We start from the raw sequence: 25,083 nt of genomic DNA on the forward strand, positions 1-25,083 counted from the left end.
TTAGAAAATGGCATTGCAATCTTTAGATATCCGTCGTCGTTCCGCGACAGCTGAAATGACACCACCTCCCGGCGTTCGTCAACCGGAAGAAGTGGCAAAATTAATTGACGTGACAACCTGTATTGGCTGCAAAGCCTGTCAGGTAGCCTGTTCCGAATGGAACGATTTGCGAGATGATATCGGGATCAACCATGGTGTGTATGACAACCCGATAGATTTGACGGCAGACAGCTGGACCGTTATGCGTTTTGCCGAAACCGAGGAAAACGGCAAGCTTGAATGGTTGATCCGCAAGGATGGCTGCATGCATTGCACCGATCCGGGCTGTCTGAAAGCCTGCCCTTCACCCGGTGCCATTATTCAGTATGAAAATGGTATTGTCGATTTCCACCAGGAAAACTGTATCGGTTGCGGTTACTGTATCGCGGGCTGCCCATTCAATATTCCACGGATTTCCAAAAAGGATAACCGTGCTTATAAATGCAGTTTGTGTTCAGACCGCGTGGCGGTTGGACAAGAGCCGGCTTGTGTAAAAACCTGTCCTACCGGAGCCATTCAGTTTGGCACCAAAGATGACATGAAATTGGTTGCCGAAAAAAGGATTGAGGATTTGCAAAATCGTGGCTATCAAAATGCCGGTTTGTATGATCCCGAAGGGGTTGGTGGTACTCACGTCATGTATGTTTTACATCATGCCGACAAGCCCCAGCTCTATAATGATCTTCCCAAAGATCCTGAAATCAGTACTACAGTCAGTTTATGGAAGGGTCTTCTCAAGCCGTTGGCGACGGTTGGTATTGCCCTGGCGGGTGTCGTAGGCTGGTTGCACTACATCACCATCGGTCCAAACCGGACCGTAGAGGAAAAGCCCGAAATCATTGGCAAAGACGGAGATACGCTTAAAAACGAGGGGGATGCATAATGAAAGAGAAACTGATTCAGCGCTATAACAAAGCCGAACGGGTCAATCACTGGATTGTGGCCGGCTGCTTTGTGTTGCTGGCGATTTCCGGCCTGGCTTTTTTCTATCCGGCTTTTTTCTGGCTGACCGGCGTGTTTGGAACGCCGCAGCTGGCCCGCATTATTCACCCTTTTGTTGGGGTGGTTATGTTTCTTGGCTTTTTTATCCAGTTTTTCCGCTATTGGAAATACAACTTAATGGAAAAAGAAGATGTTAAGTGGCTTACATCAGTTGGTCAAATCCTGAAAGGCGAAGAAGTGGGTGATACTGGCAAGTATAATGCTGGCCAGAAAATAATGTTCTGGCTAATGACTGTTTGTATGTTGACTTTGCTGGCAACCGGGTTTATTGCCTGGCGCCCTTATTTTGCCGACATGTTCCCGATTCCGCTTATTCGGATTGCTTTGTTGCTGCATGCCGTGTCAGCCCTGGTGCTGATTGCCGGAATTATTGTGCATGTCTATGCGGCAATCTGGATTAAAGGCACCATTCGTGCAATGGTGGAAGGTGTGGTCACCCAAGCGTGGGCCAAGGCGCATCACCCCCGCTGGTATCGTGAAATTATGGCAAAAAAGAAAGCCAAGGATGAGGCTGCCGGGCGTTTATAGTATGACCGCAACACCACTTAAAACTTTAACCGTCTGGCGCCTGAAGCAAGGCCGGATTGACGAGACCGATGATTGCCTGAGCAATGAAGTGCCGGTAGCCCTTGTTTACAACGGCATTTCACATGTGGTTTTAATGGCAACCCCGCAAGACTTGCCAGAGCTCGCTTTGGGATTTAGCCTGACTGAAGGGATTTTATCCTCGGCATCCCAACTTTATGATGTGGAAGTGTTGCAAACCCCAGCAGGCATGCTGGTTAATATGGACATTGCCTCGGCAGCGTTTTTGCAACTGAAGGGACGGCGGCGTAATTTAAGCGGTCGTACCGGGTGTGGCTTATGTGGCATAGAAAGCCTGGATGTGGTCAAACCGGTTATCACTCCTGTTAAGGTAAGGCCCAAGGTATCTGCAGCGCATATTTCAGATGCGCTTGATGCGTTTGCCTCGTTGCAGCCATTGCGTGCGCAAACCGGGTCTGTGCACGGGGTTGCCTGGGTAAATGGCAGCGGTCATATACAAGCCCTGTTTGAAGATGTGGGGCGACATAATGCCCTGGATAAATTGCTGGGGTTTGGTGCCAGGGCTGGCTGGAACTGGTCAGAGGGTTTTGTGCTGGTATCCAGTCGTGCCAGCTACGAAATGGTGGTCAAGTCTGCTGTTTTGGGGGTTGGGTGCCTGGTCGCCGTTTCAGCCCCCACTGCACTGGCGGTTCAATTGGCGCAAGAGGCCAATATGACGTTGATAGGCTTTGCCAGGCCAGGTCAGCAGGTGATTTACACCGGTCATGAATACATTACTTTGGCAGATTAAAGGGTTTAAATGGATCACATTAAATTAAAACCAAAAGAAGAAATTGAAAAATCTTTTTTTCATATTCCATTTTGGATCGCGCCAGATAAACATCTGTTTTTGTCCCGCAGTGAGCGTTTCACAAAATTGGCCAAACTGGAGAAATCCGACTGGAAATTGTATTTGCAGCTGTTGGCTGGCTTGTCTCGGGTTCAGCATGGTTTGCTGGCTGACGCAGATGCCGTTGTCCCGGAGCTCAAGCGTAATGAGACGGCTTCCATGTTAAATGTTCACAATACCCCGATTCCGTCCTGCTTTACGCCCATGTTGCATGCCTTGTACGAGCGTATCAAGGGTGAATTGTCTGATCATATGGAACAAACCTGGCAACGCCTGCTGGCCATGCCGGTGCCTGATCAGGAAGCGCTGGCCCGGCGCCTGCTGCAACACGAAGCCGACGTAACTGACCAGGAATACAGTATTTGGGTGCATGCCGTTTTGCAAGTGATCTGGACTTACTGGGCGATGCAATTGCAGGAAACTGATGTGCCTTCACGTGATGAGCGTGTACAGTGTCCCTGCTGTGGCAGTGATGCGGTTGCCAGTATTGTTTTGAAAAGCGGTGAGCAGGAAAACCTGCGTTACCTGCATTGCAATTTATGCAACAGTCGCTGGAATGCCTTAAGGGCAAAGTGTACTTTCTGTGGTAATACGAAAGACATGACCTTGCAGTCGGTGGAGGGTGTCACCGAAGGCGCTTTGCATGGAGCCAGCGGTGAAACCTGTGATGTTTGCCAGGGTTACCGTAAAATGTTCAGCCTCAGCAAAGAGCAGCATGCCGATCCGGTTGCCGATGACCTGGGGTCGTTGGCTCTGGATATGATGCTGGGTGAAAAAGGCTATTCCCGGGGTGGTGCCAATCCTTTCCTGATGATGGAAAAAGAAGTGCCACATTAATCATGCCCAAAGCTGGTGCGGCTGCTTGCCGAACCAGACGGCTGTGATAACGCACCGTGGTTCATGTTGTTTGCTTGCCCGGTAACGGTTGTGTTATCGGGCTTTTTTGTGGAAATGAGGTGGGCTTAAAACGAGTGTGACAACGGATAAACATCAATCCATTGGCCGTGTTCGACATTGGTGTGCGCAGGAACCTCGATTAAGACATCCGCATTGACACAGCCGGAAAGCATATGCGAGCCCTGGCCTTTGACGGGCGCTGCCCAGACACCGGTGTCTGTCATGGTAAGCGCACCACGCCAGAAATCACGGCGACCTTGTTTGTTGTTGGGAATTGAAAAATCCGCCTGGGCTTTCCATTTTTGGGGACGGGCTTTTTCAATTGAAAGTCCGGCAAGATATTTAATGGCCGGTAGGGTCATGAGCAGGGTGGTGGCATAACTGGCCACCGGGTTGCCGGGTAGCAGAAATACTTTGCAGCGATTGTTGATGTTTCCCCAGGCAAAGGGTTTGCCGGGCTTGATGGCCAGTTTCCAGTGTTCAAGGGTACCCAATTCGTCCAGAACCTGTTTGACATAGTCTTTGTCCCCCACCGATGCCCCGCCAGAGCAGATGATGATGTCCGCGTTGGCGGCGGCCTGATGCAAAGCCTGCTTGATGGTGTCATAGTCATCAGGTAAAACACCGCCATTGACCACCTTCAGGTAGGCATAATGCTTAAGCCAGCCAAGCAGCATGGGGCGGTTTGAATCATAAATTTTACCGGGTGCCAGTGGTTCGGTAAGGGAAAGCAGTTCATCACCGGTAGAGAACAGGGTAAGGGTGAGTGGCTTGAAGCAGCTGACACTGGCATAGCCCTGACTGGCCAACAGCCCGATGGCGGCGGGTGAAATAACGGTATGAGATGAAACCAGTACATCTCCTTTTTTCAATTCTTCACCTTGGCGGCGGATATTGGCGCTGGGTTTCAGTGCTTGCTCAACCGACACACGGCTGTCGGTGACGGTGGTGTTTTCTTGTGGAACCACGCTGTCGGTATTGGCCGGTATGCCTGCGCCGGTAAAAATGCGAACGGCCTGTCCGGGCTCAAGGCGGGTTGCGGTAACGTCATCACCCGCGGCAACCACGCCAATAATTTCCCATTCGGTCCGGTTCAGGTCGCAAACTGCGTAGCCGTCCATGGCACTGTTGTCAAACATGGGGGCATCATAATTCACCGTTAATGCTTCGGCCAGGATATAGCCTTCAGCCTCTTCCAGGGAGCGGTCTTCTGTTTGGTGGGTTGTTTGGGTTTTGGAAAGCAGTTCTTCAAGAGCTTCGTAGTAATCACGCATTATGCATTACCTTGTAATGAATCCCAGAGCTTGAGTGATTCTGGATTGTTAAAATTGATGAAAAAATCTTCCTGCTCAAAATTGACCAATGTATGGGCGTTGTCCAAAACAAAGGAGCGCAGGCGTAATTTGTCCACGTGTTGATCAAGTCGTCGTTTCAGGTCGGGCAGTAGCGAGCGTCTGAATTGGATAATGCTGGGGTGCTGGTTGCTGCCACTGATTGCCATGGCAATATCGGTATTGGTTTGCAACAGGGCCGTATGCAGCTGTTCCACCAGGTGGTCAGGCAGGAAAGGCGTATCACAGGGAACGACCTGGATGAATGTAATGTTTTCAGGCAGCTGCATGCTGGCGCTGTAAATGCCGCCCAGCGGACCCATCCCCGTGTATTGGGGCTGGTCCTGGATGACAGGGTGTCCATAAGCGGCATATTGATCCAGATTGCGGTTTGCACTAATGACAATGCAATCCAGTGTTCTTTGCAAAAGCGCCAGCGGGTATTCAACCAGTGGTTTATGCTTGAACAGAACCATTCCTTTGTCCAGGTGGTTCATTCTGCTGCCAAGGCCACCGGCAAGAATAAGTCCGGCTGTATTGGATATCATGCCTGGTTCCATCGCTGTGTGTGATCCAGATCGGACTTTTTCATATCCACCCAATGAGCGTCTCCGTTGGCAAAGCATTCTTTTTTCCAGAAAGGCGCTTCTGTTTTCAGGTAATCCATAATAAATTCGTTGGCCTGGTAGGCGTCTTTGCGATGTTCGCTGGCGGTCAGGACCAGCACAATTTTTTCACCGGTTTTGATTTCGCCAATACGATGGATGACTTTTACGTACTGTAAAGGCCATTTCTGTTGTGCCGTCAGAATGATTTTTTCAATTTCCTGTTCGGTGACCCCGGGAAAGTGCTCCAGGTACAAATGACTGAGCAATTGCTCGTGGTCTTTGCCGCGAACCTTTCCAACGAAGCTTACAAGCGCACCACAGTTGCTTGAGGACTGTTCGGCCAATTGTTCTTCGGTTTCAAGGTTGAAGTCTGTGGATTGGATACTGATGGCATACATGGTTTCAGCCTCCGGTAACCGGGGGAAGCAGGGCGACTTCAGCGTTTTCCGGTATGTGGGCATTTTGATGAACAATGCTATTGTTGATGGCTATTTTGTATACGTTTTCGGGGGCCAGGGTTTCGTGCCACAGTTGATTGCGGCTGCGTAATAACTGGATCAGTTCATCGCGGGTGCCGCCAGGCCACTCAATGGTTTCTTCGGCAATGGACAATTGTTCTTTTAGTTTTGCCATATAGATGATTTTTAACATAGGATGTAATGCCATGGTTATGATGGTAGACAGGGCATTATAACCAAAGTTGGTGGAGTTGCCTTATTGTGAGCTTTGTGGGCATGTGGGTGAATTTTGTATGGGGAAACATTGTTTTTTTATGTTTGTTGTAAATTGGTCATGTTTTTTTGTGTAATTTGAATATATTTTCAATAAAAGCTTGTCAGCCTATGAAAGGCTCTATATAATTTAATTCTTCAGTTAAGCAATGGGTGCTTAGCTCAGTTGGTAGAGCGGCGCCCTTACAAGGCGTAGGTCACAGGTTCGACCCCTGTAGCACCCACCATTGCAAAATTGGCAAATCAGGCACTTACATTGGTAAGTGCTTTTTTTATGCCTGTTTATTTTTTGCCTGTTTAAATAACACCTTGTCAGGTGCGCGGTTAAATGGGTCTCAAAAGTGGTGGGTTTCAAAAGCGTTGCTTGATAATCCTGGCGTTGTTTTCCGGTTAAACAATTTAACCGGAAAACAGAGGCCGGGTTATGAATGGTCGAACCAGCTTTTGAATAACTGGATTATTTCGGGGTTGCCCGATTGGGTTTGGCTGGGATCGAGTTCCAGAATGGCATCCTGATCAACCGGGAAGTATTCGTTGGCAATCCGGGTGGCCATCTCGTAAATGGGTTCCAGTTCAAAGCCTGGCTTGGCAATAGCATCCAGAAAAGTTTCAAGTGCGTATCTGCCCTTTTCATTTAACTTATACATATTCGTCTCCTGTAAAGCAGAATAGATGGGATGTCACGTGGATGTCGCAAAGGCATATCATAATTCTATTGTTTTCTACAGGGGGGAGCAATGAGAATATTTGTCAAGCGTGTTTATGGCTGCTTAGTCTTTTGTGTCAATGTGATTGGTGTGTGGGCGGTTGATGTGGTCAACGCCGATATGTCGGCACAAGATGAGTAAGGGATTGGGGAAAATATTCCTGGTGCTGACAGGATGTTAAAATGCTCTTGCGGTCATTGTTGACCGTCAATGCAAATAGAAAAAAATTACGACGCTTACATGAAATTCATTCATACCTCTGACTGGCACTTGGGCCGTCAGTTTGCCAGCCGTATTCTGATTGAAGACCAGGAGTATGTGCTGGACCAGATCATTGCTTACCTTGAGCAGCATCAGGTGCAGGCTTTGCTGATTAGCGGCGACATCTATGATCGTTCGGTGCCACCGGTGTCAGCGGTGGCTTTGCTGGATAAAACCTTAAACCGGATAGGGCAACTGAATATTCCGGTCATCATGATTCCTGGCAATCACGACAGTGCGCAGCGTTTGGGGTTTGCCGCTCAACAGTTAAGGGCGTCCGGTGTGCATATCATTGCCGATTTTGATCAGATGATCAAGCCGGTTGTGATTGATGACAAGGGTGAGCGGGTTGATTTTTATGGCATACCTTTTAATGATCCCGAGCTGGTACGCAATTATTTTCAGGCGCCGGTCAGCACTTATGAAGCGGCGCATCGCCTGCTGGCAGAAAAAATCAGACAGGTGATGGACGCGGAGCGGGTCAATGTATTGCTGGCTCACTGTTTTCTGGAAGGGGCGGTTAACTCCGAGTCTGAGCGGCCTTTGTCAATTGGCGGGTCTGATGTAGTGCCTCATACGGTTTTTGATGGTTTTGATTATGTGGCGCTGGGCCATTTGCATGCGCCCCAGTATAAAGGGGCAGAGCATATCCGTTATTCGGGTTCTATTCTTAAATACAGTTTTTCCGAGCAGTTTCACAACAAGGGCGTTACCCTGGTGGAGCTGGATACAAATGGCAAGGCAAGCATGCAAAACTTGCCCCTGAAACCCTTGCGCGATGTGCGGACCCTGGAAGGGACATTGGCAGATATTGTTGAAATGGGCCGGCAAGACCCCAATGCGCACGATTACGTGTTGGTAAAGCTTGCGGATACCCATGCCGTGCTGGATCCGATAGGGAAAATCCGCGAGGTATATCCTAATGTATTGCAACTGGAAAAACCTGGTCTGTATCGTGCCGAAGCAGAGGTGCTGGCACCGGGGCAGGCCCTGAAGCGTGATGAGTACGATCTGTTTTGTGACTTTTTTGAGCAGGTGGCCGGACAGCCTCTGAGTGAACCCCAGAAGCAGGCAGTCAAGGAAGTGATTCTTGAAGTGCGCAAAGAGGAGCAGGCATGAAACCCGTTTATTTAAGCATGCAGGCTTTTGGGCCTTTCGCGGGAAAAGAAGAGGTTGATTTCACCCGCTTGGGTGAAAACCCCCTGTTCCTGATTAATGGGCCAACCGGTGCCGGTAAAAGTACTTTGCTGGATGCCATCTGTTTTGCCCTGTATGGTCAGGCGGCCGATGATGATCGGGATCCGGCTGCCCTGCGCTCGGATATGGCGGCTTCTCATTCCTTAACCGAAGTTGAGTTCTTGTTTGCTTTGGGTGAAAAGCAATACCGGATTTTCAGGATGCCGGCCCAGGACAGGCCCAAGCAGCGGGGTGAAGGTTTTACCATGCAAGCGACCGAGGCCAAATTGTGGGAAATACAGGCGGATGGCAATGAGATTTTGCTGATTCCCAAAAAGGCCACCGAGGTAACGGAAAGGGTGGTTGAGCTGACCGGTCTTACCGCTGAGCAGTTCAGGCAGGTCATGGTCTTGCCTCAGGGTAAGTTCAGGGAGTTGTTATTGGCCAACTCCCAACAAAGAGAAAGTATTTTCAGTCAGCTGTTCCAAACCTCCATTTACCGTAAAATAGAAGAAAAACTCAAGCAGCGGGCTGCGGATATCGAAGAAAGCAAAAAAAAACATGACCAGAAAATTGCCGGTTTGCTGGAGTCGGCCGATTGCAGCTCGGAAGCGGCCCTGAAAGAAAAAATCAGTCAACTTGCGCCACTGGTTGAGGAACTTGAAACGAAAAAAAACCTCGCCTTTGAACAATTCATGTTGTTTGAAAAAGAGCGTTCCGCTGCAATGGCTTTGCAGGAATTGTTCAGGCAGAAAGAAAGTTGCCTGCATTCGCTGGCCACACTTGAGCAATCACGCGGGCAATTGCGGCAAACCGAACATAAGCTTGCGCGCTCCAGCCAGGCCACTTTGTTGATGCCATTGATCCAGGCACGTGAAGAAGCGGAAAAATACAGCGAAAGTCTGCAGCAGGCATTGCAGGCGCTGGCGCTGCAAATGGTTGGTGCCGGGAAAAAGCTTGAGCAAACCCGCCAGCAATTTGAGCTGGCCACAAGCCAGTACCGGCAAAAAGATGATTTGAATGTTCAAATCCATGAACTTGAGCGTTATCGTGAAAAAATGCGCCTGCTTCAGGAAAAGCAAGTGGAAAATGAGCGCCTGCAGGCAGTATGGCGTCAAATTAACCAGACGCATGATGAGCAGTTGCTTGCCCGGCAACATAAACAGCAACAACTGGAGCAGGCCAGGGAAAAAATTGTCGAGTTGCGGGTTTTTGTTGAGGCGCTGCCTGAAGCTGTGCAGCAACTGGATCAGGCGGAACATGTTCTGCAATTAAAAAAACAGTACGATGCGCTGCTGGATAAAAGTCAGGCCTTGCAAGCGCGGGCGATGGCGGGCATCGCCTCGGTGGAGGAAACGCGGCAAAGCTGGCAGGCCCTGCACGAAGAAGATACCCGGCTGCAAATTCAGTGGCACCAGGAGCAGGCGGCACAATTGGCCAGTCGTTTGCAGTTGAATGAACCTTGCCCGGTTTGTGGCAGCACCATGCATCCGCAACCGGCACAGGCACAACAGGCCTTGCTGGAGAAGGCAGATCTAGAACAGTCTGCACAAAGACTTGAAAAAGCACGTCAGCAGCTGCAAAACATGGAAAACACCCTGGTTCAGGTTCGTACCTTGCAAGAGGCATTGGCGGGGCAAATTAATGAGCAGCTGGCAGCGCTGGGTGACAGTGCCAGCGTACCCGCTCCCACTTTGCTGGACGTGTGTGAGCAGGCCCGCAAACGGGTTAAGCAATGCACCCAGGCCAGACAGTCGCAGTCTTTGTTGCAAGAGCAGCTGGCTGTATTTGAAAAGGCGCTGTCGCAGCTGGACGAAACCTTGCAGCAGACCCGGGAAAAGCAGCAGACCATCAGGCTTTCCCTGGCTTCCCTGGAGAATGAGCTCAAGCTTCGGCTGGCCGAATTGCCCGAGTCGTTTCGTGATGCCAACGTGCTGGCGCAAACGTTGCTCGATGTCAGGCAACGTCTGGCTTTGCTGCAAAAAGAATATGAAATGTCCCGGCAGGCATTTGAGTTGGCCAGCCAGGAACATGTTCAGTTGCAGGAACGCAAGGCTGGCCTGGAAAGCCGGCAGGAGCAGGCAATCGTTGCCCTGCAACAGGCGCGGCAGACCTGCCAGGATCAGCTTGGGCAGCATGCTTTTGATAGTGAACAGGCATGCAGGCTGGCGGTGCTGAGTGCGCATGAAAGGCAAGCGCTTGAGCAGTATGTGGCGCAATTTAACCGTCAACAGTATGAGCTTGAAGGGCAGTGTAAGAATATTTGTGCTCAGCTTGAGGGTAAAACCCCGCCTGATTTGACGCAAATGGAAACCAGGCATGAACAGATGAAGCAATTGCGTGACCAGGCCCAATCTGCCTGGCAGCAGCATAACGAGACATTGAATCAATTGAAATCGGTGGCGGCAAAAATTGACCGCATGCATGAGCAAAATGCCGAGCTTGAACGGGAGTATGCCATTTATGGCACGCTCAGCCATGTTGCCAATGGGCGCGCAGACAGCCGGATCAGTCTGCAGCGGTTTGTGTTAAGTGTTTTGCTGGATGATGTGCTGGCCGATGCTACGGTGCGCCTGCGTTTGATGAGCAAGGGGCGTTATCAATTGATCCGGAAAGAGGACCGTGCCAAGGGCAATAGCCGCTCGGGGCTGGACCTGGAAGTCATGGATGAATACACGGGCATTGCCCGGCCGGTAGCCACCTTGTCGGGGGGCGAATCGTTCATGGCGGCGCTGTCGCTGGCGCTGGGCTTGTCGGATGTGGTTCAGGCCTATGCCGGTGGCATCAGGTTGGATACCCTGTTTATTGATGAAGGGTTTGGTAGCCTGGATATGGATTCTTTGGAATTGGCCATTCGTACCTTGCTGGATTTGCAGGCCAGCGGCCGTACTATCGGGATTATTTCCCATGTGACCGAGTTGAAAGAGCAAATGGCGCTGCGTATTGATGTGCTGCCCTCGGCACGGGGCAGCCGTATTCAGGTTCATGGCGTTTGAAGAAAACCGTTTGCCTGGGCAGGCGCTTTATACGATGCGCTTGCCGTTCTCATCAATAACCGCTTCGCCATTTTCTTTGTTGAATGCCTTCAGCTGGGGCAAGGGCAGGATGTCAAGCACTTCCTCACAGGGGCGGCACAGCCTGGCGGTTTCATTGTCAACCACCACAATGGGTCGGTTGATTAAAATGGGGTGTTTGACCATGAAATCCAATAGTTCATCGTCGGTCCATTTGGGGTTGGCCAGATCCAGTTCCTGATAAATGGCTTCTTTGGCGCGAATGATGTCCCTGACGGTATGGGTGGATTTTGCGACAATGTCGGCCAGTGCCTGTTTGCTGGGCGTGTTCTTGAGGTATTCAATCACCTCAGGTTCAATACCGGTATTGCGGATAAGTGCCAGCGTGTTGCGTGAAGTGCCACAACGTGGATTATGGTAAATCGTTATCTTGCTCATGTCGGCTCCTGTTAACTCATGGGTGGATGGCTGGGCATCATACCAGAGAAAGGGGCTTCATGGCGCAACAGCCATATTTTGCGCTCCAGGCCACCGCCATAGCCGGTCATGCTGCCGTCTTTGCCAATCACCCGGTGGCAGGGAATAACAATTGAAATGGGGTTGGCACCGTTGGCCAGGCCAATGGCCCGCGATGCATTCGGGTTGCCAACCTTGGCCGCCAGCTCTCCGTAACTCATGGTTTGGCTATGGGGGATTTCCTGCAGGGCCTGCCATACCGCCCGCTGGAATGGGGTGCCACCGGTTGCGACCGGAATGGTGTTTAGGGCATCGAGGTCGCCATTGAAATAATCGTGCAAGTTCTTTTCATAGGGGCAGGGCGTGCTGGCTGGAATGATTTCCGTGTGTTTGTATTGCCGATGCAGCAAGTCAAGCATCCGTTGTTCATGATCGGCAAAATCAAGCACCCTGAGCCTGTTTTCGTCATCGGTCATCAGGATGATTGTTCCCAGCGGGGAGTCCATGCTGGACATATAGAGTTTCATCATATTCCGCCTGAAGATTAAATTTTGCTTAAATTGAGATACCATTCATTATTCTAAAGCGATTAATTCAACAAGATAGCTCAAAATGAGAATATTGGTAATTGAAGATGACAGTATCCTGGGTTCTGCCTTGCAGGAATTCCTGCGGGCGCAGGGGTATGCGGTGGACTGGGTCAGTACCGGCAGTCAGGCATTGGGGGCGGTATCGGCACAAACTTATGATTTGCTGGTGCTGGACCTGAATTTGCCGGACATGAGCGGGCTGGATGTCCTGAGACAGTCAAGAAAGCAGGGGCAGCAAGCACCTACCCTGATTTTAACTGCTCGCGATGGGGTGGAGGATCGTGTGGCGGGTCTGGATGCCGGGGCGGATGATTATGTGACCAAACCCTTTGAGTTGGCCGAACTTGCCGCCCGCGTTCGTGTGTTTGCCCGCAGGCAGTCGGGTCAGCCCAGTCCGATCCTTGAGGTGGGCCCTCTGGCCTTTGATATGGTGGGCAGAGAGGTCAGGGCCGGGAGCGAGCGCCTGAATTTATCGGTTCGCGAGTTATCGGTGCTGGAGATGCTTATGGTCAGGGCGGGCAGGGTGGTAACCAAGCGTCAGATCGTGAATTCCCTGTCCGCCTGGGATGCCGATTTCAGCGAAAATGCCGTTGAAGTGTATGTGTATCGTTTACGCAAGCGGCTTGAAGGGCTGGGGGTCAGTATCCAGACGGTACGTGGTTTTGGTTATCTGCTTGAAATTGATGCCGAGGCCTGACCCGGTGCGGCTGGCGAGCCAAGGTGCCGGCTTGTGGTGCTTTGTTTTGCGAAAGGTTATCCATGCATAATCTCAATTCCCTGAAAATATTGAAAAAGAATACCCGGATTTTGTCAAAAGGTTCCCTTTCGCGATATCTGATTATCCGCTTGATGCCTGCTCTGCTGGTTTTGTTCCTGCTGGATTTTAGCGTGACCTGGTTTATTACCCATGAGTTTTCGGTGGCCTACTGGGATTTGCAGGATATCCTGCTGTTAATCCTGGCAGGTCAGGTCATTCTGGTTGTTTTGTTTGCCTGGCTGGTGGTGTACGGGATTCGTTCCGGCCTGCATTCGGTGAATCTTATTTCCACCCAGATCGCACAGCGCAATGAAGAAGATCTGCAGGCCATTGATATGACTAATGTGCCTACCGAACTTGCTCCGTTGGTGTCGCGGATTAATGAACTGTTCAGAAGGCTTGATGAGTCGATGGCGGCGCAAAGGCGCTTTATTGGTCATGCAGCCCATCAGCTCAGGACACCCCTGTCGGGTTTGCGGCTTGAGTCCGAACTCATGCTGGCGCAGCCTTTGCCCGACGATGTCAGAAAAAGAGCCGAAAGGATTAAATCCATCAGTAACCGGATGATTCACTTGGGACAGCAGTTGTTGGTGCTGGCCCGGGCCGACCCCGGGATACGGCCGCAAAACAGCTTTATCCGGATAGATTTGTGTGAGTGGGTGCAAACCAGCGGCTCAGAATGGGTCCCTAAAACCCGCCAGCAACATATTGATCTCTTGCTGGAGGCGCCTTCTTCCGCCGTCTGGATTGATGGTGACCCTTTATTGCTGGAGGAGTTGCTGGGCAACCTGATTGATAACGCCCTGAAATATGCCAAAGGTGCGAAACACATTGTGCTGACAGTGGGTCAGAATCCGCCTTCCCTGTCGGTTGAAGATGATGGTTGCGGTATAGAGCCGGAAGATCGACAACATGTTTTTGAGGCGTTTTATCGTGCCTCTGGGGTGGGAAGCAGTGGCTCGGGTCTTGGGCTTCAGGTAGTGCAGGAAATTGCCAGGGCGCATGGAGCCGGCTGGAGTCTGGTCAGCAAGCCGGCCATCAAAGGTACGCGCATTACGATTGTTTTTCCTGGTCCCAGGATTGGGACACAGCTGTCACGCCAGGAAAAGAGTGTTTCAATGCCGACCTGACGGGGAAGCGCTGCGCTTGCAATGCCTGGGCAGCGCCATCCCCGATGGGGCATCAGCCTTCTTTGTTGTGACCAATGAAGGGGGTGACTTCGCCTTCTTTATTGGTGCTGAGCAGACCAATATTGCTGTAAATATGAAGCTTGTCACGGGTGTCACGGATATCCATGTTGCGCATGGTTAACTGACCGATCCGGTCCAGTGGCGTGAATGAATCCTCGCCTTCTTTTTCCATGGTGAGACGCTCTGGATGGTAAGTCAGGTTGGGGCTGGTCATGTCTAACAGGGAATAGTCGTTGCCACGGCGCAGTTCAAGGGCGACTTCACCGGTAATGGCACTGGCTACCCAGCGTTGGGTGGTGTCACGCAACATCATGGATTGTGTGTCGAACCAGCGGCCTTCATAAAGCAGGCGGCCCAGACGACGGCCATTGGTACGGTATTGCTCAATGGTGCCTTCGTTGTGAATGCCGCTTAGCAGTCGTTCATAGGCAATATGCAGCAGGGCCATTCCGGGGGCTTCATAGATGCCGCGGCTTTTTGCTTCGATGATGCGGTTTTCAATCTGGTCGGACATGCCCAGACCGTGACGCCCACCGACTTCATTGGCGTAATAGAAGAGGTCAACGATATTGTCGAATTCTTTGCCATTGATGGCTACGGGACGACCTGCCTCGAAGCGAATGGTGACTTCTTCTGCATCAACCTTGACATCATCTTTCCAGAATGCAACACCCATGATTGGCTCGACAATGCGAATGCCTTTGTTCAGGAACTCAAGGTCTTTGGCTTCGTGTGTGGCACCAAGGATATTGGAGTCGGTGGAGTAAGCTTTTTCGACGTTCATTTTGTAGCTGAAGCCGTTGGCATTCAGGTACTCTGACATTTCCTTGCGTCCGCCCAGTTCATCGATGAAGTTCTGATCCAGCCAGGGTTTGTAAATTTGCAGGTTTGGATTGGCAAGCAGGCCGTAGCGGTAGAAACGCTCGATATCGTTGCCTTTATAGGTACTGCCGTCGCCCCAGATATTGACGTTGTCTTCACGCATGGCGGTCACCAGCATGGTGCCGGTAACGGCACGACCCAGAGGGGTGGTGTTGAAGTAAGTGGCACCAGCGGTCGTGATGTGGAAAGCACCGCATTGGATAGCGGCAATGCCTTCCTCAACCAACTGTTTGCGGCAGTCAATCAGACGGGCTTTTTCGGCGCCATATTCCATTGCCTTGCGGGGAATATCGTCGTAGTTGTCTTCGTCAGGTTGACCCAGATTGGCGGTGTAAGCGCAGGGGAATGCACCTTTTGCTTTCATCCAGTGAACAGCGACGCTGGTGTCCAGACCGCCGGAAAACGCAATACCCACACGCTGCCCGATGGGCAGGTGTTGCAAAATTGTACTCATATTATTTAGTGCTCCAATAAAGATGCAAAATTTTAACCCATTTGTGTGTTGTTTACTTACTGTTTGGGGTCTTTACCCAGTAACAGGAACTCCATCAAGGCTTTTTGTGCGTGCAAACGGTTTTCCGCTTCATCCCAAACCACGCTTTGGGGGCCATCAATCACTTCAGCGGTAACTTCCTCGCCCCGGTGGGCGGGCAGGCAGTGCATGAAAATGGCATCTTCAGAAGCGACTTTCATCATATCTTCGTCTACGCACCAATCGGCAAAGGCAATACGACGCTTTTCGTTTTCATCTTCAAAGCCCATGCTGGTCCAGACATCAGTAGTAATAAGATGGGCGCCTTTGCAGGCCTCGATGGGGTCATCAAATTCTTTCAGGGTATTTTCACTGATGTTGCCAATCCGTTTGTGATCCAGTTGATAGCCTTTGGGGGCGGATACATGTAGGGTGAAGTTAAGCATTTGGGCGGCCTGGATCCAGGTATAGGCCATATTGTTGGCATCGCCTATCCAGGCAACGGTCTTGCCTTCGATGGGGCCACGGTGCTCAAAAAAAGTAAGTAAATCGGCCAGGATTTGGCAGGGATGGAATTCATTGGTAAGGCCATTGATGACCGGAACCCGTGAGTGGGCGGCAAAGCGTTCAAGCCGTGTTTGCTCAAAGGTGCGGATCATGACGATATCAACCATACGGGAGATGACGCGGGCGGTGTCTTCAATCGGTTCGGAGCGGCCCAGCTGGGAATCGCCCGAGGTGAGGTTGATGACAGAGCCGCCCAGCTGATACATACCCGCTTCAAAAGAAACCCGGGTACGGGTGCTGGCTTTTTCAAATACCATGGCAAGCGTTCGGTCATGCAGGGGCATATGAGGTTCGTAGCGCTTGAATTTTTCTTTAATAAGCAGGGCGCGTTTGAGAACGTACAGGATTTCTTCAGATGTAAAATCCTGGAATTGCAAAAAGTGCCGCATGGGGCCGGTAATATGAGAGCTTGTCATGGGTACAAAGTGAGAAAGAAAATTGAATATGGTTTAAAATAGAACGATAGCTGTATTTGTATATTTCTTTATCATATACAATTCTGGGTTTAGTATGTCCATCTTCCTGTATTTGTTTTTAAAAAAGTACAGGGTTCTCGTAAAGTCTGATTAAGTGCAACAACTAATTATTCACGGTGTAACACAGCAAGGTCATCGTTTTCGTCCCAGTGACTGGGCCGAACGTTTAGCTGGTGTAATGTCACAATTTCGTCCTGCCGGGTTTGCGGGCAGCCATCTAACTTATTCGCCTTATGTCGTGCCAAATGTTCTTAATGGGGTTAAATGTGTGATTGTAGATACGCGCTTGCGCGAATTGGAGCCGAAGGCTTGGAAATTTGTCGTTGATTTTGCAAACGATAATAACCTGACCACGTCAATGAAGAAGATTGAGGAAATAGAGGCCGAAAAAAATAAAAGGACGCAATAGCGTCCTTTTATTTTTGCTGAAAAACTCGACAGCTTGTAAAAGCTGTCAGAGTGAAGCAAACTTAAGCGATTGCTTTGATGGCAGCTGCCAAACGGCTTTTTTGACGTGCTGCTTTGTTTTTGTGGATGATGTTTTTATCAGCCACGCGATCGATTACGCTGGTTGCCTTGACAAAAATTTCATTTGCCTTGGCTTGGTCACCGGCTTCAATGGCTTTGCGAACGTGCTTGATGTTTGTGCGCAGCAAAGAACGCAGGCTGGAGTTGTGTTTATTGCGTGCTACAGATTGACGTGCACGTTTACGAGCTTGGGCAGTATTGGCCATGATCAGATTCTTCTATTAAGTTAATTCAGCAAAGTTCGTTATTTTATCATAAACTTCACTTTTTGCAAGATTTCTTTTTAATTACACGAATTTACGTGAAGTCTGCCATTATTGCGTTTGCCTGGAACAACATTTGATTTTATTTGCGGCGGGTGAAATCATGCTTTCTGAAGCCACAGGCCAGCAGTACACCAAAATAAATAATACCGCATCCAATCAGAACCAGTGCAAGAGTAATAAGTCTTGAAACGGGAAATACAAAAGCAGACTCGCCAATAATACCAGAAATAAAGCCGCCAATAACGTGGATAAGCGTATTTGGACTGGCTTCTGTCCAATTGATATATTGCTGGATGAATAAGAGCCAGCCTGTCATGCATAACAGGGCCGGTGTCAGGCGAATGAAAAAGGTAAGCCAGTTGCCCTGGGGGGTATAGATTTTTTTTCTGCGCAGGCCAATATAAAGGCAAAGCGCATTAAGGGTTGCGCCTAATCCAATGGACAGGGCAAGCCCGGCATGACTCAGAAACGGTACAAAAATAAGATTTAGTATTTGGGTGCTGATTAAAACAAATATGGCAATTTTTACTGGTGTACGTATATCCTGTTTGGCATAAAAGCCGGGGGCCAGAATCTTGACGCTGAGTATGCCAATTAGTCCAACAGCATAGGCCATGACTGCGCTACGGGTGGAAAACACATCATCGCTGCCGAAGGCGCCATAATTGAACAGGGTGGCGACCAGGCCATCAGCCAGGAAAGCCATGCCCAGTGCGGCAGGCATGCCAAGCATGAAAACCAGTTTTAAACCCCAATCCATGAGCTGGCTGTAGGCCCGGGTGTCTTCTTTGGCATGGGCGGCAGACAGACTGGGCAATAATACGGTCCCCAGGGCAACACCCAGCAGGGCAGTAGGGAACTCCATTAAGCGGTCGGCAAATGAAAGCCATGTGACACTGCCCGCTGCCAGCCAGGTGGCAATGTTGGTGTTGATGAGGATGGAGATTTGCGCCACGGACACCCCCAGGGTTGCCGGACCCATTTGTTTGACGATACGCCGAACGACCGGATCTTGCCAGGCTTGACCAACCTTGAGTGACAGGCGTGGCACCAACCCCAGCTTTGCCAGGGCCAGCCATTGTATGGTAAGTTGGGCAATGCCGCCTAGCATGACGCCTGCTGCCAGGGCATAGATGGGGGTTGAAAAATAACCGGTTAAAAAAAGGCTGCCCAGTATCATCGAGATATTCAGCAATACAGGGGTAAAGGCCGGGATGGCAAACTTGCGCCAGGTATTGAGTACGCCCGAAGCAAAGGCCACCAGTGACATACACAAAATATAGGGAAACATGACACGGGTCATCCAGGTGGCGGCTTCAAAGGCCGTCTGGTTTTCGGGGCGTGTCATGCCAGAGGCCATTATCGTGACAATCCAGGGTGTGGCAATAATGCCCAGCAGGGTTACCAGCATCAGGGTAACGGTTAGCAATGAGGCAACATGATCCAGCAGGGTTTTTACTTTTTCTTCCGAATGATTGTTGCGTGCTTCACCAAGGATGGGAACAAAAGCCTGGGCAAAAGCGCCTTCGGCAAACAGGCGACGCAGGAGGTTGGGAATACGGAAGGCCACCCAGAATGCGTCAGTCAGGGGACTTGCTCCAAATGTTCTTGCAATCAGGATATCTCTGGCCAGCCCGGTAATTCGGGATAAAAGGGTAAGGCCGCTGATGGTTGCCGCAGAACGGAGTAAGCTCATGATGAAATTAAATGAAAAGTTAAAAAATTAGCGCCCGTAAAACCCATGATGGGACATGGTGATGGGCGCTAATTGTACTGGATTGAAAATGATTATTTGGGCTGCAGGCGAATGGCCCCGTCAAGGCGAATGGTTTCACCGTTAATCATTTCATTGGTAATGATACTGTACACCAGTTTGGCGTAGTCTTCGGGAGTACCCAGGCGTGAAGGGAATGGAATGTTCGCAGCCAGGGAATCCTGGACTTCCTGTGGCATGCCAAACATCATGGGCGTGCCGAAAATGCCAGGAGCAATGGTGTTGCAACGAATGCCAGAGCGGGCCAGATCACGGGCGATGGGCAGTGTCATGCCCACCACACCCCCTTTGGATGCGGAGTACGCGGCCTGACCAATTTGGCCTTCGTAGGCAGCCACCGATGCCGTGTTGATGATTACACCCCGTTCACCAGTAGCTTCAGGCGTGTTTTTTTCCATGGCAGCGGCAGCCAGACGCAGCATATTGAATGAACCAATCAAGTTGATGGAGACGACTTTCTGGAACAATTCAAGAGGATGTGGGCCTTGTTTGCCAACGGTACGGGCAGCCGGTGCAATGCCAGCACAGTTGACCAGACCAAACAAGGGACCCAGTTCGGTAGCTGCATCGATAGCTGCTTGTGCATCGGCTTCGTTGGTGACATCGCAGTGAACATATTTTTGGTTCAGTTCAGTTGCAATTTGATGACCTGCTTCGTCTTGCAGGTCGGCAATGACAACCTTGGCGCCATTTTTAACCAGCATTCTGGCAGTGCCGGCACCCAGGCCAGAGGCTCCACCGGTAACAACGAAAACTTTTCCTTGAATATCCATGTCTTCTCCTGATTGGTTATTTGGACAATGCTTCTTGTATGCGTTTTGTGATTTCTTCTACTTTACCCAGGCCGGATACTTTGACGTATTTAGGCGCTTTAGGGTCATTCTGGGCTGCCCAGCTTGAGTAGTAGTCCACCAGGGGGCGCGTTTGATTTCGATAGACCTCAAGGCGTTTTCTGACGGTTTCCTCTTGGTCGTCATCACGCTGAACCAGGGGTTCACCGGTGATGTCGTCTTTACCTTCAACTTTGGGTGGGTTGAATTTGGTATGGTATGAACGACCACTGGCCGGGTGGATGCGACGACCGCTCATGCGCTCGATGATGTCTTCTTCGGGGACATCGATTTCAATCACGTAGTCCAGGCTGATATTGGCGGATTTCAGGGCATCGGCCTGAGGAATGGTGCGGGGAAACCCGTCAAACAGATAACCTTTTTCACAGTCTGGAGACTGAAGGCGATCTTTGACCAGCCGGATGATGATGTCATCGGAAACCAGGCCGCCATTATCCATGATTTGTTTGGCTTCCAGGCCAACGGGTGTTTGGGCCTTGACCGCGGCACGCAGCATGTCACCGGTGGAAATTTGGGGAATGGAATATTCCTGAGTGATAAAGCTGGCTTGAGTGCCTTTGCCGGCACCAGGTGGCCCTAACAGTATTAAACGCATGAATCCCTCCTAGGTAAAAATATATCAGTTTATAAATAAATGAGAGTATTTTATATGATGCATTGCAAAAAGTTACCGGTTTTCCAGAAAATTTCTAACTCTTTCCAGATCTTCCGGGGTGTCAACACCGGCCAAAGGGGCCTGCCGTGTTTGCAGCACGTAAATTTTGTGTCCATGCTCAAGCGCCCTGAGCTGTTCCAGGGCTTCGGTTGTTTCAAGCATGCCTTGGGGAAGTAATGGAAATTGCTTCAGGAAAAATGAACGGTAGGCATACATGCCAATATGGTGCAATGCGGAAAAAGATGCGGGTAACTGTGAGCGGTCGCGGTTGAAAGCGTCCCGGGCCCAGGGAATGGGAGCCCTTGAAAAGTAGATGGCAAAACCCTGGGTATCGCACACCACCTTGACCACATTTGGATTGAAAAACTGTTCGCTGCTGCTGATGGGGTAAGCGCAGGTGGCAATGGATGCATCGGGGTGAGCGGCCAGGGCATGGGCCGTCTGATTGATCAGTTCGGGATCAATCAGGGGTTCGTCACCCTGTACATTGACAATAATTTGTGTATCGTCAAAGCCCAGGGTGCTGGCCACTTCTGCCAGCCGGTCGGTGCCCGAAGGGTGGTTTTCCCGGGTAAGCAGGGTTTCAAAGCCATGTTGACGGGCGCAGTTTTCAATTTGCCGGTCATCGGTTGCAATAATGACCCTGCTGGCCTCGGAGGCCCGGGCCCGTTCTGCTGCATGGATGACAAGGGGTTTGCCGGCAATATCGGCCAGCATTTTGCCGGGCAGGCGGGTAGAGGCTGCCCGGGCGGGTATGACAGTGATAAAGTGGCTCATGCTGAAGCGGGTTGGTCGGGTTCTGAGAGGGAGCGGGCTTCGCCGGGTAACATAATGGGGATGCCATCACGAATCGGGTACGCCTGTTTATCGTTTTCGCAGATGAGTTCCTGCGCTTTGGGGTCGTACTTGAGAGGCCCCTTGCAAACGGGACAAACCAGTTTATCTAATGGAGATGTTTTCATTTTATTGCTTGAATTATTGGTTAATTCGAAGAGTATAACGGCAACTGACGGATTTTTTCTTCAATTAGATCAAAAAAATGTGTATTCGAAAAATTCGGTTCCACATTCACAGACCATAATCGCTCTTCTGAAAAGGTATTGCATTTGCTGGCATCCTTGCTGGTCATCAGGATGATATCCGTGTTGATGGTCTTGAAATCATCGGCTGTGTAGGTGTAATGGTCGGGAAAAGGGATGGTTTGTGAAACCGGTAATTGAAGTTGTGCCAGTGTGGCAAAAAAACGATCGGGCTGGCCGATGCCGGCAATGGCGGTAATGCGTTGGTTTTTGTGTTCGTCGAAAAACTGCTGAGGGGAAATAACTTTGCCGGTTGCAAGGTGTATAAAGGACACCGGTTCCAGTATCATGGCAATTTCATGGTCGAACTCAGCCTGGAAATGGCTTAACGGTGTGGATTTTAGATTGGTGACAATAAAATCAACCTCCTTCAGCCGGGATGCGGGTTCACGCAGCGGGCCTGCGGGTAACAGTTTGCCATTGCCGGTCCGGCGGTTGTCTTGCACGACAATTTCAATATCCCGTTGCAGTTTCAAGTGCTGGAGTCCATCATCAGAAATAATGATATTGGTTGATGGCCAGGTGGCTAGCAGTTTCTCAACGGCCTGTTGCCTGTTTGGGTGAACGCTGATGGGGGCGTGCCTTGCTATCAGACTGGGTTCATCGCCAATTTGGCTGGCGTTGGCATTGACTCCAAAGGCCGTGCGTGCCTCAGGTCCGATATTCACCCCGTAACCACGGCTGATGACACCGGGTGTAAAGCCTTTTTTTCTTAATGCCTGTACCAAAGCAATAACAAGTGGCGTTTTTCCGGTACCCCCCACATAAATATTGCCTACAATGATAACCGGGCAGGGAGCACGATAAGCGGTTTTCAGCTTATTGCGGTATAAACAGGACTTTATGGCAACCAGCAAATATACCAGCCAGGAAAAAGGGGTGAGCAAGGTGGATACAAGTCCCCCCTGAGACCATTGTTGCTGCAAGTATTGGCTAAATGTTCGGGTGCTGGATTTTTTCATGTCTGGGTTGCCTGACTGAGGTTGGTTTATATAAAGGTGTTGTGCAGGTTATCGAAAAAAAACCGATGGCAAACCAACCCGGTTTTCAGGAAAATCTGACAGTTTATAATCCCTTTTTTAGGAAGGCAATTGTAACTACTCACAAAATCTGTGGATAATTCTGTTGATAACATAAGGAATGTCGTGTTTATACGTGTTGTGCGTGGCTTTGCTTAATCATTGTGCAATTTAATTGAAATATTTAAAACCATTTAATATCAATAAGTTATGACATTTTCGTGATATTTTGCTTTACATGTCGGTGCTAAAAGGCAGAATAATGGGCTAAGTTATTGATTTTCAAATTTTGTGGAAAGATTCCATCTGAACCATGCGAGAAATATGAGTTTTTCAGAAAATTTAAACAAATCCGTCTCCGAAATACTGAGTGTTTCCCAGTTGAATCGCATGGTTGGCATGCTTTTTGAGCGGGAATTGTCTTTGATGTGGATTCGGGGGGAGATCTCCAATTTTGTGCAGGCAGCATCCGGGCATTGGTACTTTACGTTAAAAGATGAGCGGGCGGCTGTCAAAGGCGTCATGTTCCGGGGTAAGGCCGCCTCAACCGGTTTTATGCCTCGCAGTGGAGACAAGGTGGAGGTTCGGGCAAGGGTTTCTTTATACGAGCCACGCGGAGATTTTCAGCTTCAGGTGGAAATGATGCGCAGGGCGGGCCAGGGTGATTTGCATGAGGCTTTTTTGCGCATCAAGCAAAAGCTGGAGTCAGAGGGCTTATTTGATTCCGCCCGCAAAAAAACCATTCCCCAGTTTCCCAGGGCAATTGGGGTGGTGACCTCATTGTCTGCCGCTGCGTTGCGGGATGTGCTAACGGCATTGGCCCGTCGGGCCCCTTATGTGCCGGTCATTATTTATCCCAGTCTTGTACAGGGGCAGGAGGCGGTGGCCTCTTTGATGAGCGCGCTTGAACAGGCTGAGCAGCGTCAGGAGGTGGACGTACTTTTACTGGTGCGTGGTGGAGGCAGCATAGAAGACCTATGGAGCTTTAACGATGAACAGCTGGCCCGGCTTGTTGCCAGGTGCAGCATTCCCGTCATCAGTGGTGTCGGTCACGAAACCGACTTTACAGTTGCCGATTTTGTTGCTGACTTGCGGGCGCCAACACCCACCGCAGCAGCAGAGTTGGCTTGTGTTTCAGGGCAGGAGCTGTCCAGACGCATTCATCATGCTGTTAATGTGCTGAACCGGATACAGCAGCGTCAGCTTGAAATGGCCGGTATGAGGATGGACAAGGCGGCTGCCCGGTTGGTTTCTCCGGCACAGTTGTTGCTTCGATACGGGCAAAAAAACAGTCATTTGCTACAGTCGCTTGAAAAGTCTTTTCGCAGGAAAAAAGATGCCTTGCAAACCCGTGTCACATTACTGAACAACAGCCTGCAATACAATAAGCCCGATATTGCCAAAGAAAGGCTCAGGGTCAATCAATATACAAAACGACTCGAGCAGCTCTGGTCGTTTCAGATAAGTAAACGCGTTGCCAGCCTGGAAAAGCTGGACAGCAATTTACGCAATATGAACCCGCGTGCAATTTTGGGTCGCGGTTTCTCGATTACCTATGATGAATTTGGTAATATAGTGAGAGATCCTGCCAAGCTTGGTGCCAACCAGAGGTTGCGCCTGGAATTGGAAAAAGGTATCCAGAATGTTGTGGTCATTAAAGACAATCCTCAGGAATTGTTTTAAGATCATATGTTTTTTACAAAAAGGAAGGAAAAGAAATGGCACATACGTTACCCGCTTTGCCGTACGCACTAGATGCACTGGCTCCACATATCTCCCAGGAAACACTCGAGTTTCATTACGGCAAACACCATCAGACATACGTTACCAACCTGAATAATTTAATTGCTGGTACCGAGTTTGAAAACGCAAGCCTGGAAGAAATCATCAAGAAATCTTCAGGTGGTGTATTTAACAACGCGGCACAAGTCTGGAATCACACCTTCTACTGGAACAGCTTGTCTCCCAACGGTGGTGGTGAGCCAACAGGTGCATTGCTGGAAGCCATCAATGCAAAATGGGGCAGTGTTGCCGCATTTAAAGATGCCTTTAACAAATCAGCCGCTGGCAACTTTGGTTCAGGCTGGACATGGCTGGTTAAAAAAGAAGACGGTACACTGGATATCGTTAATACCAGTAACGCAGCAACCCCATTGACCGGTAACGACAAACCTTTGTTGACCTGTGACGTATGGGAGCATGCCTACTACATCGATTACCGCAATGCACGTCCTAAATATCTGGAAACATTCTGGAATATTGTGAATTGGGAATTCGCGGCAGCCAACCTGGCCTAAATCCCGCACAGCGATGAAAAACC

General features: G+C 50.1%; 27 protein-coding genes and 1 tRNA gene. 12 read left to right on the plus strand and 16 right to left on the minus strand.

Annotated features, from left to right (window positions below; translation table 11 throughout):
• Window positions 1–7: 7 nt before the first annotated feature.
• From fdxH to fdhE, 4 genes are read left to right on the plus strand one after another with little or no spacing between them, the layout of a single operon-like run.
• Window positions 8–922, plus strand: coding sequence for a formate dehydrogenase subunit beta (gene fdxH / locus KU392_RS09935; RefSeq protein WP_169294973.1), 915 nt, complete (start codon window positions 8–10; stop codon window positions 920–922).
• On the plus strand, window positions 922–1,569 hold the full coding sequence (locus KU392_RS09940; protein ID WP_211182369.1) for a formate dehydrogenase subunit gamma: 648 nt from the start codon (window positions 922–924) through the stop codon (window positions 1,567–1,569). The genes fdxH and KU392_RS09940 overlap by 1 nt, the downstream gene beginning before the upstream one ends.
• Window position 1,570: 1 nt before the next feature.
• On the plus strand, window positions 1,571–2,377 hold the full coding sequence (fdhD, locus tag KU392_RS09945; RefSeq protein ID WP_217735199.1) for a formate dehydrogenase accessory sulfurtransferase FdhD: 807 nt from the start codon (window positions 1,571–1,573) through the stop codon (window positions 2,375–2,377).
• A gap of 9 nt (window positions 2,378–2,386) precedes the next feature.
• Window positions 2,387–3,313, plus strand: a complete 927-nt coding sequence (gene fdhE / locus KU392_RS09950; RefSeq protein ID WP_169294971.1) for a formate dehydrogenase accessory protein FdhE — start codon at window positions 2,387–2,389, stop codon at window positions 3,311–3,313.
• A 125-nt stretch (window positions 3,314–3,438) separates the two neighbouring features.
• On the opposite strand, the gene KU392_RS09955 is transcribed toward fdhE, so the two are convergent.
• The 4 genes from KU392_RS09955 to KU392_RS09970 are packed head-to-tail and all read right to left on the minus strand — an operon-like array spanning window position 3,439 to window position 5,945.
• Window positions 3,439–4,647, minus strand: a complete 1,209-nt coding sequence (locus KU392_RS09955) for a molybdopterin molybdotransferase MoeA (RefSeq protein WP_217735200.1) — start codon at window positions 4,645–4,647, stop codon at window positions 3,439–3,441.
• Window positions 4,647–5,252 carry a molybdenum cofactor guanylyltransferase gene (gene mobA / locus KU392_RS09960; protein ID WP_217735201.1) on the minus strand — a complete coding sequence of 202 codons (606 nt, stop codon included), beginning with the start codon at window positions 5,250–5,252 and terminating at the stop codon, window positions 4,647–4,649. The genes KU392_RS09955 and mobA overlap by 1 nt, the downstream gene beginning before the upstream one ends.
• Window positions 5,249–5,710, minus strand: a complete 462-nt coding sequence (locus tag KU392_RS09965) for a molybdenum cofactor biosynthesis protein MoaE (protein WP_169294968.1) — start codon at window positions 5,708–5,710, stop codon at window positions 5,249–5,251. Before KU392_RS09965 ends, mobA begins: the two co-directional genes overlap by 4 nt.
• A gap of 4 nt (window positions 5,711–5,714) precedes the next feature.
• Entirely contained in the window at window positions 5,715–5,945 is a 231-nt protein-coding gene (locus KU392_RS09970; protein ID WP_246587425.1) for a MoaD/ThiS family protein, read from the minus strand.
• Window positions 5,946–6,194: 249 nt separating this feature from the next.
• Here KU392_RS09970 and KU392_RS09975 point away from each other — a divergent pair.
• A tRNA-Val gene (locus KU392_RS09975) sits at window positions 6,195–6,270 on the plus strand.
• Window positions 6,271–6,465: 195 nt separating this feature from the next.
• Here KU392_RS09975 and KU392_RS09980 read toward each other — a convergent pair.
• Window positions 6,466–6,690, minus strand: a complete 225-nt coding sequence (locus KU392_RS09980; protein ID WP_169294966.1) for a hypothetical protein — start codon at window positions 6,688–6,690, stop codon at window positions 6,466–6,468.
• 270 nt (window positions 6,691–6,960) lie between these two features.
• On the opposite strand from KU392_RS09980, the gene KU392_RS09985 reads away from it, so the two are divergent.
• Window positions 6,961–8,130: an exonuclease SbcCD subunit D gene (locus KU392_RS09985; RefSeq protein ID WP_211182367.1), complete on the plus strand. Its 1,170-nt coding sequence runs from the start codon at window positions 6,961–6,963 to the stop codon at window positions 8,128–8,130.
• Window positions 8,127–11,183, plus strand: coding sequence for an AAA family ATPase (locus KU392_RS09990; RefSeq protein ID WP_217735203.1), 3,057 nt, complete (start codon window positions 8,127–8,129; stop codon window positions 11,181–11,183). The genes KU392_RS09985 and KU392_RS09990 overlap by 4 nt, the downstream gene beginning before the upstream one ends.
• Window positions 11,184–11,210: 27 nt before the next feature.
• On the opposite strand, the gene arsC is transcribed toward KU392_RS09990, so the two are convergent.
• Window positions 11,211–11,639, minus strand: coding sequence for an arsenate reductase (glutaredoxin) (arsC, locus tag KU392_RS09995; RefSeq protein WP_217735204.1), 429 nt, complete (start codon window positions 11,637–11,639; stop codon window positions 11,211–11,213).
• Window positions 11,640–11,650: 11 nt separating this feature from the next.
• The gene (ogt, locus tag KU392_RS10000; protein ID WP_246587426.1) at window positions 11,651–12,187 is read right to left on the minus strand and encodes a methylated-DNA--[protein]-cysteine S-methyltransferase; all 537 of its coding nucleotides are present in this window, start codon (window positions 12,185–12,187) and stop codon (window positions 11,651–11,653) included.
• Between the two features lie 82 nt (window positions 12,188–12,269).
• Here ogt and KU392_RS10005 point away from each other — a divergent pair, with 82 nt between their 5' ends.
• Window positions 12,270–12,944 (plus strand): response regulator, encoded by a 675-nt coding sequence (locus KU392_RS10005; RefSeq protein ID WP_169294962.1) that lies wholly within the window; start codon window positions 12,270–12,272, stop codon window positions 12,942–12,944.
• A 62-nt stretch (window positions 12,945–13,006) separates the two neighbouring features.
• Complete coding sequence (locus KU392_RS10010; RefSeq protein WP_169294961.1) at window positions 13,007–14,134, plus strand: sensor histidine kinase; 1,128 nt, start codon at window positions 13,007–13,009, stop codon at window positions 14,132–14,134.
• Between the two features lie 52 nt (window positions 14,135–14,186).
• Here KU392_RS10010 and argG read toward each other — a convergent pair whose 3' ends face one another.
• Window positions 14,187–15,530, minus strand: coding sequence for an argininosuccinate synthase (gene argG, locus KU392_RS10015; protein WP_217735205.1), 1,344 nt, complete (start codon window positions 15,528–15,530; stop codon window positions 14,187–14,189).
• 56 nt (window positions 15,531–15,586) lie between these two features.
• Complete coding sequence (argF, locus tag KU392_RS10020) at window positions 15,587–16,531, minus strand: ornithine carbamoyltransferase (RefSeq protein ID WP_169294959.1); 945 nt, start codon at window positions 16,529–16,531, stop codon at window positions 15,587–15,589.
• A 154-nt stretch (window positions 16,532–16,685) separates the two neighbouring features.
• Between argF and KU392_RS10025 the strand changes: the two genes are divergently transcribed.
• Complete coding sequence (locus KU392_RS10025) at window positions 16,686–17,000, plus strand: DUF3579 domain-containing protein (protein WP_169294958.1); 315 nt, start codon at window positions 16,686–16,688, stop codon at window positions 16,998–17,000.
• Between the two features lie 61 nt (window positions 17,001–17,061).
• Here the strand turns inward: KU392_RS10025 and rpsT are convergent, their stop codons facing one another.
• From rpsT to lpxK, 7 genes are all read right to left on the minus strand, one after another.
• Window positions 17,062–17,325 carry a 30S ribosomal protein S20 gene (gene rpsT / locus KU392_RS10030; RefSeq protein WP_169294957.1) on the minus strand — a complete coding sequence of 88 codons (264 nt, stop codon included), beginning with the start codon at window positions 17,323–17,325 and terminating at the stop codon, window positions 17,062–17,064.
• A gap of 139 nt (window positions 17,326–17,464) precedes the next feature.
• A complete protein-coding gene (gene murJ / locus KU392_RS10035; RefSeq protein ID WP_169294956.1) occupies window positions 17,465–19,081 on the minus strand; it encodes a murein biosynthesis integral membrane protein MurJ in 1,617 nt (538 codons plus the stop codon).
• A gap of 92 nt (window positions 19,082–19,173) precedes the next feature.
• A complete protein-coding gene (locus KU392_RS10040) occupies window positions 19,174–19,932 on the minus strand; it encodes a 3-hydroxyacyl-CoA dehydrogenase (RefSeq protein ID WP_217735206.1) in 759 nt (252 codons plus the stop codon).
• A 16-nt stretch (window positions 19,933–19,948) separates the two neighbouring features.
• Entirely contained in the window at window positions 19,949–20,605 is a 657-nt protein-coding gene (gene adk / locus KU392_RS10045) for an adenylate kinase (RefSeq protein ID WP_169294954.1), read from the minus strand.
• 72 nt (window positions 20,606–20,677) lie between these two features.
• Window positions 20,678–21,442, minus strand: a complete 765-nt coding sequence (gene kdsB, locus KU392_RS10050; RefSeq protein ID WP_217735207.1) for a 3-deoxy-manno-octulosonate cytidylyltransferase — start codon at window positions 21,440–21,442, stop codon at window positions 20,678–20,680.
• The gene (locus KU392_RS10055) at window positions 21,439–21,627 is read right to left on the minus strand and encodes a Trm112 family protein (protein WP_169294952.1); all 189 of its coding nucleotides are present in this window, start codon (window positions 21,625–21,627) and stop codon (window positions 21,439–21,441) included. Before KU392_RS10055 ends, kdsB begins: the two co-directional genes overlap by 4 nt.
• 20 nt (window positions 21,628–21,647) lie before the next feature.
• Window positions 21,648–22,706, minus strand: a complete 1,059-nt coding sequence (lpxK, locus tag KU392_RS10060; protein WP_217735208.1) for a tetraacyldisaccharide 4'-kinase — start codon at window positions 22,704–22,706, stop codon at window positions 21,648–21,650.
• A 381-nt stretch (window positions 22,707–23,087) separates the two neighbouring features.
• On the opposite strand from lpxK, the gene xseA reads away from it, so the two are divergent.
• A complete protein-coding gene (gene xseA, locus KU392_RS10065) occupies window positions 23,088–24,446 on the plus strand; it encodes an exodeoxyribonuclease VII large subunit (RefSeq protein ID WP_217735209.1) in 1,359 nt (452 codons plus the stop codon).
• Between the two features lie 35 nt (window positions 24,447–24,481).
• Complete coding sequence (sodB, locus tag KU392_RS10070) at window positions 24,482–25,060, plus strand: superoxide dismutase [Fe] (RefSeq protein WP_169294949.1); 579 nt, start codon at window positions 24,482–24,484, stop codon at window positions 25,058–25,060.
• Window positions 25,061–25,083 lie beyond the last annotated feature (23 nt).

It is taken from the genome of Advenella alkanexedens (genome assembly GCF_019132845.1).
Lineage (GTDB): Bacteria > Pseudomonadota > Gammaproteobacteria > Burkholderiales > Burkholderiaceae_B > Advenella > Advenella alkanexedens.

Excerpts from the sequence above, each read along its gene's own strand:
- fdxH (WP_169294973.1), top strand. The coding sequence starts at position 8 with ATGGCATTGCAATCTTTAGATATCCGTCGTCGTTCCGCGACAGCTGAA.
- KU392_RS09940 (WP_211182369.1), top strand. The coding sequence starts at position 922 with ATGAAAGAGAAACTGATTCAGCGCTATAACAAAGCCGAACGGGTCAAT.
- fdhD (WP_217735199.1), top strand. The coding sequence starts at position 1,571 with ATGACCGCAACACCACTTAAAACTTTAACCGTCTGGCGCCTGAAGCAA.
- fdhE (WP_169294971.1), top strand. The coding sequence starts at position 2,387 with ATGGATCACATTAAATTAAAACCAAAAGAAGAAATTGAAAAATCTTTT.
- KU392_RS09955 (WP_217735200.1), bottom strand. The coding sequence starts at position 4,647 with ATGCGTGATTACTACGAAGCTCTTGAAGAACTGCTTTCCAAAACCCAA.
- mobA (WP_217735201.1), bottom strand. The coding sequence starts at position 5,252 with ATGATATCCAATACAGCCGGACTTATTCTTGCCGGTGGCCTTGGCAGC.
- KU392_RS09965 (WP_169294968.1), bottom strand. The coding sequence starts at position 5,710 with ATGTATGCCATCAGTATCCAATCCACAGACTTCAACCTTGAAACCGAA.
- KU392_RS09970 (WP_246587425.1), bottom strand. The coding sequence starts at position 5,945 with ATGGCAAAACTAAAAGAACAATTGTCCATTGCCGAAGAAACCATTGAG.
- KU392_RS09980 (WP_169294966.1), bottom strand. The coding sequence starts at position 6,690 with ATGTATAAGTTAAATGAAAAGGGCAGATACGCACTTGAAACTTTTCTG.
- KU392_RS09985 (WP_211182367.1), top strand. The coding sequence starts at position 6,961 with ATGCAAATAGAAAAAAATTACGACGCTTACATGAAATTCATTCATACC.
- KU392_RS09990 (WP_217735203.1), top strand. The coding sequence starts at position 8,127 with ATGAAACCCGTTTATTTAAGCATGCAGGCTTTTGGGCCTTTCGCGGGA.
- arsC (WP_217735204.1), bottom strand. The coding sequence starts at position 11,639 with ATGAGCAAGATAACGATTTACCATAATCCACGTTGTGGCACTTCACGC.
- ogt (WP_246587426.1), bottom strand. The coding sequence starts at position 12,187 with ATGATGAAACTCTATATGTCCAGCATGGACTCCCCGCTGGGAACAATC.
- KU392_RS10005 (WP_169294962.1), top strand. The coding sequence starts at position 12,270 with ATGAGAATATTGGTAATTGAAGATGACAGTATCCTGGGTTCTGCCTTG.
- KU392_RS10010 (WP_169294961.1), top strand. The coding sequence starts at position 13,007 with ATGCATAATCTCAATTCCCTGAAAATATTGAAAAAGAATACCCGGATT.
- argG (WP_217735205.1), bottom strand. The coding sequence starts at position 15,530 with ATGAGTACAATTTTGCAACACCTGCCCATCGGGCAGCGTGTGGGTATT.
- argF (WP_169294959.1), bottom strand. The coding sequence starts at position 16,531 with ATGACAAGCTCTCATATTACCGGCCCCATGCGGCACTTTTTGCAATTC.
- rpsT (WP_169294957.1), bottom strand. The coding sequence starts at position 17,325 with ATGGCCAATACTGCCCAAGCTCGTAAACGTGCACGTCAATCTGTAGCA.
- murJ (WP_169294956.1), bottom strand. The coding sequence starts at position 19,081 with ATGAGCTTACTCCGTTCTGCGGCAACCATCAGCGGCCTTACCCTTTTA.
- KU392_RS10040 (WP_217735206.1), bottom strand. The coding sequence starts at position 19,932 with ATGGATATTCAAGGAAAAGTTTTCGTTGTTACCGGTGGAGCCTCTGGC.
- adk (WP_169294954.1), bottom strand. The coding sequence starts at position 20,605 with ATGCGTTTAATACTGTTAGGGCCACCTGGTGCCGGCAAAGGCACTCAA.
- kdsB (WP_217735207.1), bottom strand. The coding sequence starts at position 21,442 with ATGAGCCACTTTATCACTGTCATACCCGCCCGGGCAGCCTCTACCCGC.
- KU392_RS10055 (WP_169294952.1), bottom strand. The coding sequence starts at position 21,627 with ATGAAAACATCTCCATTAGATAAACTGGTTTGTCCCGTTTGCAAGGGG.
- lpxK (WP_217735208.1), bottom strand. The coding sequence starts at position 22,706 with ATGAAAAAATCCAGCACCCGAACATTTAGCCAATACTTGCAGCAACAA.
- xseA (WP_217735209.1), top strand. The coding sequence starts at position 23,088 with ATGAGTTTTTCAGAAAATTTAAACAAATCCGTCTCCGAAATACTGAGT.
- sodB (WP_169294949.1), top strand. The coding sequence starts at position 24,482 with ATGGCACATACGTTACCCGCTTTGCCGTACGCACTAGATGCACTGGCT.